The organism is Nocardia sp. NPDC019395, from assembly GCF_040632335.1.
GTDB lineage: Bacteria > Actinomycetota > Actinomycetes > Mycobacteriales > Mycobacteriaceae > Nocardia.
Window position 1 is genome coordinate 21,470 of record NZ_JBEYBT010000032.1, and the last position, 7,835, is coordinate 29,304.

Below are 7,835 nucleotides of genomic sequence, written 5' to 3' on the forward strand. Positions count from 1 at the left end.
CGGGCCTCATCCGCGGCCCGCGCCAGGTTGGCGCGATAGCGGAGATACGCCTAGCCGCGTCCGGACGGCCAATCACGCAACGTATCGAGGTAGCGCTGCCGGACCGCGGCGACCTCCCGGTCCATATCCGCGGGGTCCCAGGCCGCGATATCGATCGGCGGCAGAATCGCGACGTCGACCGTACCGGGGCGCGCGATCATGGAATCCCGGCGGCCGATCTCTGCGGCATTCCGGATCACCACCGGGATCACCGGTACACCGGCCTGCGCGGCGATATGGAATGCGCCCTTCTTGAATCTGCCGGGCTGCGGTGTATACGAGCGGGTGCCTTCCGGTGCGATCGCGATGGAGAGCCCGTCTCGCAGCGTGTGCACAACCGGCGCCAGCGAGGCTTTCGCGCGGTCGGTATTCGAACGGTCGATGAAGGTGACGCCCACGAATCGCATCAGCGGGCCGAAAACCGGATTCCGGATCAGTTCCTTCTTACCGACCCCGGTGACTCCCGCGCCGAGAACGGCCGGGACTATCAGCACGTCGAACTGGCTCTGGTGGTTGAACAGGAACACCGCCGGTCGTGGGCCGCGGGCGTGCTCGGCGCCGGTGACCCGGAGCCGGATACCGCACAACCACAGTGGCCAGCGGGTGCCGTAGCGCATAAGTGAATCGGCCATCATCCGGCGGTTGCGGGTGTATGCACGGCGGGCCACGCCGAAGAACGCGCCGCCGAGCAGCGCCCCGAATCCGAGCATCGTTCGCAGGTAGTCGCCGGCGCCGGGCGGGGTCCGGGCTCCGACGGCCGGCCCGGACCAGCCGTTGTCCGCCGCGGTGACAGCGAGCGGTCTGTCCGGTGCGATCGCGACCGGCGTTCCGGCAGCCGACATCAAGGGGAGATCGCCGCCGCTGCCTGCGTAGATGTAGGAGCTCCGGAGATCCACACCGTGGCTGGTGGCGAAGCCGGACACCGCCGTTGCCTTGTCCGGACCGTAGGGCAGCGGTCCGTCGAACCGGCCGGTGAGACGGCCGGCGGCCACTTCCGGCCGGGCGCCGAGGATATGGGTGATACCGAGCGCCGCGGCCGCGGGCCGGAGTTGGCATTCGGCCGCGGTCCCGACCAGCACGACCGTATGCCCGGCCGCGATATGTTCCTGCACCAGACGCCAGACTTCTGGATACAGCCGGTCGTACCAGCCCCGTTTGAATACGCGCTCACTCAGGGCGGCCAGTTCGTCCGGTGACCGGCCGGCCGCGAGCTCGATGACGCGTTCGAGGAATTCGGGCCCCGAATCCTCGCCGCTGTGCCGTAGTTGCTCGAAGAGGAGGCCGGTCAGTTCCCGGTCGGGCGTGCGTAGCCGGCGAGCGGCCAGAGTGCGCAGGTCCGCGACTGCCGACAGGTCGAAGAACGCGCCGATACCCGGACCCTGCGGTCCGGAACGGATCGATGCGACCGCCGCGTCCGGATTCGAGGTCTGCGAGATCGGGGTATCACCGGCTTCCCTGGTGCTCATCGGGTTTGCCCGGGAGCGAGGTTGGAGGGGTCGAGTGCCGCGGCGCGGGAGATCCGGACGCCGATTGTGCGGAGCCGGTCGGCGAAGTCTCGCCGCGCCGCGGACAGTGCGGCCACGGCTTCCGCCGAGTCCGGATCGGCAGCCTCGATGAGCCCGTGATTCGCGGCTAATTCGAGCGCACTGCCGAAAAGTTCGGTGGAAACCGATTCCGTACTGTGCAGACGTTTCTGCAGCAGCATTTGCCGGCCGACAGATACACATTCGGCGATGAAATTCTTGCGGTCGATTTGCGCGGTGGCCTCCTGGGCGGCCAGGCGTTCGGCCACGACCAATTGTGCGTCGAAAAAGGAGCGCAGAACACGGTGCGCCATCATGAAACCGGTGCCGGTGAGGGCGGCCAGGATTTCACCGCCGAGCGTATCGCGGGGGCGCGTTCGCCACGCCGGATCCACCAGTAACATTTCCGCGGTGATCCGCTCGGAGAATTCGGCCCGGTCGGGAAAGAAGAATTCGAACTTCAGCAGGTCGCGGAGGCGATACGCCTCTGCCCAGCCGATGCCCAGGGCATCGGCATCCGGCCCGATGGCACCGGCGGCAGGATCGTCGGGCGCCGCTTCGACACCGGCCAGAATGGCCAGCTCGACAATCGCGCGGTCGACGAACCAGTGGACGGCGCTGTTGCGGTAGAACGCGGCTTCGAGGTGGGCGCCGGGTTCGATCGAATACACCGGCTCGACGCCGCCGCGATATACCGTGACCACCTTCGCAAGTGACAATTGCTCCAGTACGACGGCCAGGCTCTGTTCGTCGCGCAGTTTCGCGACCTCGCCGCGCGGGAGGTCGCGCTTTTCGATGTAGTCCAGGACCGGGTTGAGCACCTCGCAGACCTGGGCCCGGGTCAGCGCGCGGTCGTGCACGCCGAGCAGAGCCAGTGCGACCAAGGCATTGACGGTTATCGGGGTGACCGCGTTGATACCGACGGCGACATCGAAGGCGAGCCGCTGGACAGCCCGGCGCTCCCGGTCACCCACATGCGCGCCCAGGGTTTCCAGCTGTGCCCGCGGGGCGCGTCCGGTCGTATCGGTGGGGTGCAGCGGAATCGTGACCGGGGGTTCGGTGAGCGGGTCGCCGTGGGTGGCGAGCCGGTCGCGTGTCGAGAGTGGCTCGCCGAAGCGCACGTAAACATGACCGGCCGAATGCTGCTGGTTGCGTACGTAGCGGGCGAGCCAGGCCAGCCCCTCGGGTTTCTTACGTCCACCCACTTGTTCGTCGGCGATGGCGCCGAGTTCGTTGAGTCGTTCATAAGTGATCGACACCGGTACGAGCAGCGCATCGGCGACCCGGTCGCGCCGCACCGCCGAGGCCAGATAGTTCAGCAGTCCGTAGCGCGGCGGACGGAGTTTCCCGGTGCGGGTGCGACCGCCCTCGAAATACCATTCGAGATTGAACCGGCGGGCCAGCAGATAACCGAAATATTCCTCGACAACCGCCTGGTAGACCGTATCGCCGCCGAAACTGCGCCGGATGAAAATAGTGCCGGTGCGCCGGGCGATCGGCCCCAGCGGCCAAAAGCGCAGATTGGCCCCTCCCACCACATGGTTGGGCGGAAAATCATTGCGTGCCAGCACATCACCGAGTACGAAAGCGTCCACGTAGGAGCGGTGCGAGGGCAGGAAGACCAGCGGATAACGCCGGTTGAGGTCCCGTAGCGCGGCGAGCCCGGATTCGTCGCAGTCCACCTTCCAGGTCGACGCGTGCACCGGGCGCATGGCCTGGGTGAACAGATCCGACACTGTCCGGCTCTGCGCGGCGACCAGTTCGTTCAGCGCCTTTTCGGCGCGACGCGCCACCTCCTGCGGATCGGTCCCGGTCTCGTCGGCGATATGTTCCAGGCGCCGCAGAAAATCGGGTGAGTCCAGGATCTCCTCGGCTACCAGACGCGGCACCTTGTACCGGTCGCCGATCACGGTGCGCGCCGCGCGTTCGAGCGCTACGACGGCGGCCCGCACAACAGCGCGGGCGAAGGGTTCGGTACTGCCGGTGTGGTGCAGCGCGGCGGCCTCGGGGTTGTTCGAACGCAACTCGCTGAGCCGGGCGGGAGCGCCGGTGAGCACCATATGCCGGTCGGGGGAGTTCGCTACCAGCCGTCGCTGTGCGAGCCGGTTGGGGCGGCGGGGGTTGGTGAGCAGCGCCAGATCACTGAATGTCACTCGCCGGACGCCGTCGCGTTCGGGTGGCAGCCACAACACTCGGACGGGTACCACCAGCGGATCGTCGGTGCGGCCGGTGAGCCTGTCGGCCACGGCACCGGGATCGAGATCGAGTTGGGTGACGGGGGCGCGTACGCCGAGTTCCGCGGCCAACCCGCCATCGGCCAGCCAGCGCCCGACAAGTTCCCGTTCGGTGCCGGAGACCGAATCCACCAGCGCGACCACCGATTCCGGCGGGTCGTCGAAAGGCGCCGGTGCGTCACCGCGGTTCTCGATCATGGTGTGTGGATCCTCTGCGTCCGATCCGGGCTCGCGGCTTATCTCTGCCCGCTGTGGTCTGCGTGGGACTCCTTCGCCGGGAAGCCGGTCGCCGACGGTGGTGAAATTCGAAACTACTCCATCCGAACACTATGGACGGCTCGCGCGCGGTTCGGAGGCGGTTTGCGATGGTCCCTCGAGATACGCCGGACCGCCTCTGATTCTTTGCCCGATCGCGATATACGACCGCACGCGGGTCACGGCGGACCGGTCCGTTCCGGAGCGGTGCCGCGGCGGCTGTCCGGACGTCATCGAACCACTCACCGGGACAGATGCGTTCGACAGCGGATCACCCCGCGGCGCGCCGTTCCGGTGCGAATGGTGTGGTAGGCCCCGGCGAGGTCCGCGGGGTAGGGAACGCAACGGTCACGGCGGGCGCCGGCCGGCGGGGGAAATCACAATATGCCTCATCGGAAACAGGGACTCGAAGACGTGTGCGGCGCGTTCTGGTCCTCCTATAGGTTAGGCAACCCTATATATTTTGGAAAGGGGTGGGTCTCTGCCGCCCTGGTCCGGGTGGTTATCCGTGTGGTTTCGACCGCCCATCCGGTCGTTGCCGGATGCCGTCACACCGGGTGCTGGGCGGCTCCGCGGATTAGACTCGCCGCATGAGTGGTTGGGGCGTCGGGGACATCCCCGATCAGCAGGGCCGGACCGTTATCGTGACCGGCGCGAACAGTGGTCTGGGCGCGGTCGCCGCCCGGGCATTGGCGGGCGCCGGAGCGCAGGTGATCCTGGCCTGCCGAAACGTGGACAAGGGGCAGGCCGTCGCCGATGAAATCGGCGAACGCGCGGAGGTCCGGCGGCTGGATCTGGCCGATCTGTCCTCGATCCGCGAGTTCGCGGCCGGAGTGGACAGCGCGAACGTCGTGGTCAACAACGCGGGAGTGATGGCGGTCCCGCTCCGCCGCACCGCCGACGGCTTCGAAATGCAGATCGGCACGAACCACCTCGGCCACTTCGCTCTGGCCGGTCTGCTGCTCGGCAAGATCAGTGAGCGGATCGTCACGGTCTCCAGCAGTGTTCACACCATCGGTGCGATCGATCTGCACGACCTGAACTGGGAGCGCCGGCCGTACAAACGCTGGTCGGCATACGCACAGTCGAAACTGGCGAATCTGCTGTTCACGTTCGAACTGCAGCGCCGGCTGACCGCCGCCGGATCGGCGAAACTCGCCCTCGCGGCCCATCCTGGGTATGCCGCCACCGGGCTGCAGTCACATACCGAGTCCATCCTGGACAAGGTCATGTCCCTCGGTAACAAATTGGGCGCCCAGAGTGCCGAGATGGGTGCGCTGCCGGAACTTTTCGCTGCCACGGCCCCGGTCGAGCCCGGCGGCTACTACGGACCCACCGGGTTGGGTGGGTCGCGCGGCTACCCGGGGCCGTCCGGCTGCTCCAAACGGGCCAAGGACGAGCTCACAGCCCGCTCTCTGTGGGATCTGTCGGAGCGGCTCACCGGAGTGAAGTTCGACTTCACCGGGTGACCGGACGCTGCTCGGAGCGGAAACGGGGGCCGAGCAAGAAATAGTTCCCGCCGGATGTCACACCTGGAGTGAGCGCGTCGTCGACACCACGAGACCGCGACAACGAAAGGAATCGAGACATGGAACCCCGCGTCGATGTATTCGCCAACAAGATCACCGCGAGCTATACGAGACGACTCGGCACCGCCGGGAAAGTGGTGGACGATTCGGGTCTGCCCGCAGCCGTCCACGAGCTGGTGAAGATCCGGGCGAGCCAGATCAACGGCTGCTCGTTCTGCGTGGATATGCATACCAAGGACGCCGCCCACGCCGGGGAATCCCCGGTGCGGATCAACCTGGTCGCCGCGTGGCGGGAAGCGACGGTGTTCACCGAACCCGAACGTGCCGCGCTCGAGCTCACCGAGGTGGCCACCCGGCTGGCCGATGGCAGCGGGATCAGCGAGGAGATCTGGCAGCGGGTGCGCAAGCACTACAACGACGAGCAGATCGGCGGGTTGATCGCCGCGATCGCCACGATCAACGCCTGGAACCGGATCAACACCATTGCGCACACTCCGGCCGGTAGTTACGAACCCGGACAGTTCTGAAATTTGCCGCGGGCGGAATTGTGTTGAGGGTCACTTACTTTCGACCGATTCCGCCCCGGGTTCACATCGGCGGTTCCCCGCCTGGTAGCCTGATCAATCGTGCAGCGCGTGTATTTCTGGTTTAGCAAGCCGGCCCGGGGTGGGTCGGTCTGCGGCAACCACGCGCGCTGACCAGTTCCCCGAGCCGGATGACGACCGGCTCGACGGGGAAATTCCGTGGGTCGGCATGAACGAGAAGGACACCACCCACGATGACAACCGCAGTCGATATCGATGCCGATCATTGCGATCTGGACGATCAACGCACCCTCAGCATCAGCCCGCTGCGTTCCCCCGCGGAAGTGCGCCGGGTCCACGCCATCACCGATGAACACGCCGCCACCGTGCGCGCCGGCCGCCGGGCCACCGTCGAGGTGCTCGACGGCACCGACGACCGCCTCATGGTGATCGTCGGCCCGTGCTCCGTGCACGACCCCGCGGCCGCGCTCGAATACGCGCGCCGGCTCGCCGCCACGCAGGCCGCATTGTCCGACCGGCTGCATCTGGTGATGCGGGTGTACTTCGAGAAACCGCGGACCACCCTGGGCTGGAAGGGTCTCATCAATGACCCCCACCTCAACGGCAGCTTCGACGTCAATACCGGGCTGGGCATCGGCCGCCAGTTACTGCTCGACATCACCGCCATGGGCCTGCCCGTGGCCTGCGAATTCCTCGACCCGATCACCCCGCAGTACATCTCCGATCTGGTGTCCTACGGCGCCATCGGCGCACGTACCGCCGCCAGCCAGGTACATCGGCAGCTCAGTAGCGCGCTGTCCATGCCGGTGGGGATCAAGAACGGTACCGACGGTGACGTGCAGGTCGCGGTGGACGGGGTCCGGGCGGCCGCGGCCAGCCATGTGTTCCCCGGTACCGATCTGGAAGGCCGTTCCGCGCTCATCCAGACCGCCGGTAACGAGGACTGCCATGTGATCCTGCGCGGCGGGTCCAACGGCACGAACTACGACGCCGCCTCGGTCGCCGATGCGCGCGCCCGGCTGGAGAAGTCCGAGCTGCCCCAGCGGATCGTCGTCGACGCGAGCCACGGAAACAGCAAAAAAGACCATAAACGCCAGCCCATCGTGGTCGCCGATATCGCAGACCGGCTGGCCGCCGGCGAACCCGGTGTCGTCGGCGTGATGCTGGAGAGCTTCCTTGTCGAAGGCCGCCAGGACCTGACCCTGGGCCGCTCCGCCGACCTCACCTACGGCCAGTCGATCACCGACGCGTGCCTGGATTGGGAGACAACCGTCGCCCAACTGGAACGCCTCGCCGACGCGGTCCGCCTCCGCCGGGAGCGCTGAGAAGAACCGGCTCCCGCAGGCCCGGATGCCTAAACATCCACACCACAGATCACCTGATCAGCTCGGCACATCCGTTTCGGATGCCGCCAGACCTGTCCGCATGCGACTCCACCCCGTATCCACGCATACGTTCGATCGGCATGCGATGGTTCGGGGCCGTCTCGATCCGGCAGCGACGGAGTAAGGTCGCGCACCACCGAGCGCTGGAGCGAGGAACCGAGACGGCCCCGACCCTGCCGCCGCCCCCGGCGCGTTTGATCCCCTACCGCCCGTCTGTCCGCATGCGACCTCACCCCCGTTTCCCGCATGCGGCCGGTCGGCCTTGGTGGTTCGGGGCCCGTCTCGTTCTGGAGCGACCAGAGCGAAGGAGCGCAGCGACTGAGCG

At 67.0% G+C, this 7,835-nt stretch carries 5 protein-coding genes; 3 read left to right on the forward strand and 2 right to left on the reverse strand.

The window, feature by feature from the left end; all coding sequences use genetic code 11:
- Positions 1-50: 50 nt before the first annotated feature.
- Together ABZ827_RS30750 and ABZ827_RS30755 are read right to left on the reverse strand one after the other, a co-directional pair.
- Positions 51-1,505 (reverse strand): 1-acylglycerol-3-phosphate O-acyltransferase, encoded by a 1,455-nt coding sequence (locus ABZ827_RS30750; RefSeq protein WP_357244398.1) that lies wholly within the window; start codon positions 1,503-1,505, stop codon positions 51-53.
- Positions 1,502-3,994 (reverse strand): glycerol-3-phosphate 1-O-acyltransferase, encoded by a 2,493-nt coding sequence (locus tag ABZ827_RS30755; RefSeq protein WP_357244401.1) that lies wholly within the window; start codon positions 3,992-3,994, stop codon positions 1,502-1,504. The genes ABZ827_RS30750 and ABZ827_RS30755 overlap by 4 nt, the downstream gene beginning before the upstream one ends.
- A 647-nt stretch (positions 3,995-4,641) precedes the next feature.
- Here ABZ827_RS30755 and ABZ827_RS30760 point away from each other — a divergent pair.
- From ABZ827_RS30760 to ABZ827_RS30770, 3 genes are all read left to right on the forward strand, one after another.
- Positions 4,642-5,520, forward strand: coding sequence for an oxidoreductase (locus ABZ827_RS30760; protein ID WP_357244404.1), 879 nt, complete (start codon positions 4,642-4,644; stop codon positions 5,518-5,520).
- Between the two features lie 119 nt (positions 5,521-5,639).
- The gene (locus ABZ827_RS30765) at positions 5,640-6,107 is read left to right on the forward strand and encodes a carboxymuconolactone decarboxylase family protein (protein ID WP_357244407.1); all 468 of its coding nucleotides are present in this window, start codon (positions 5,640-5,642) and stop codon (positions 6,105-6,107) included.
- Positions 6,108-6,358: 251 nt separating this feature from the next.
- Entirely contained in the window at positions 6,359-7,450 is a 1,092-nt protein-coding gene (locus ABZ827_RS30770) for a 3-deoxy-7-phosphoheptulonate synthase (protein ID WP_357244410.1), read from the forward strand.
- Positions 7,451-7,835 lie beyond the last annotated feature (385 nt).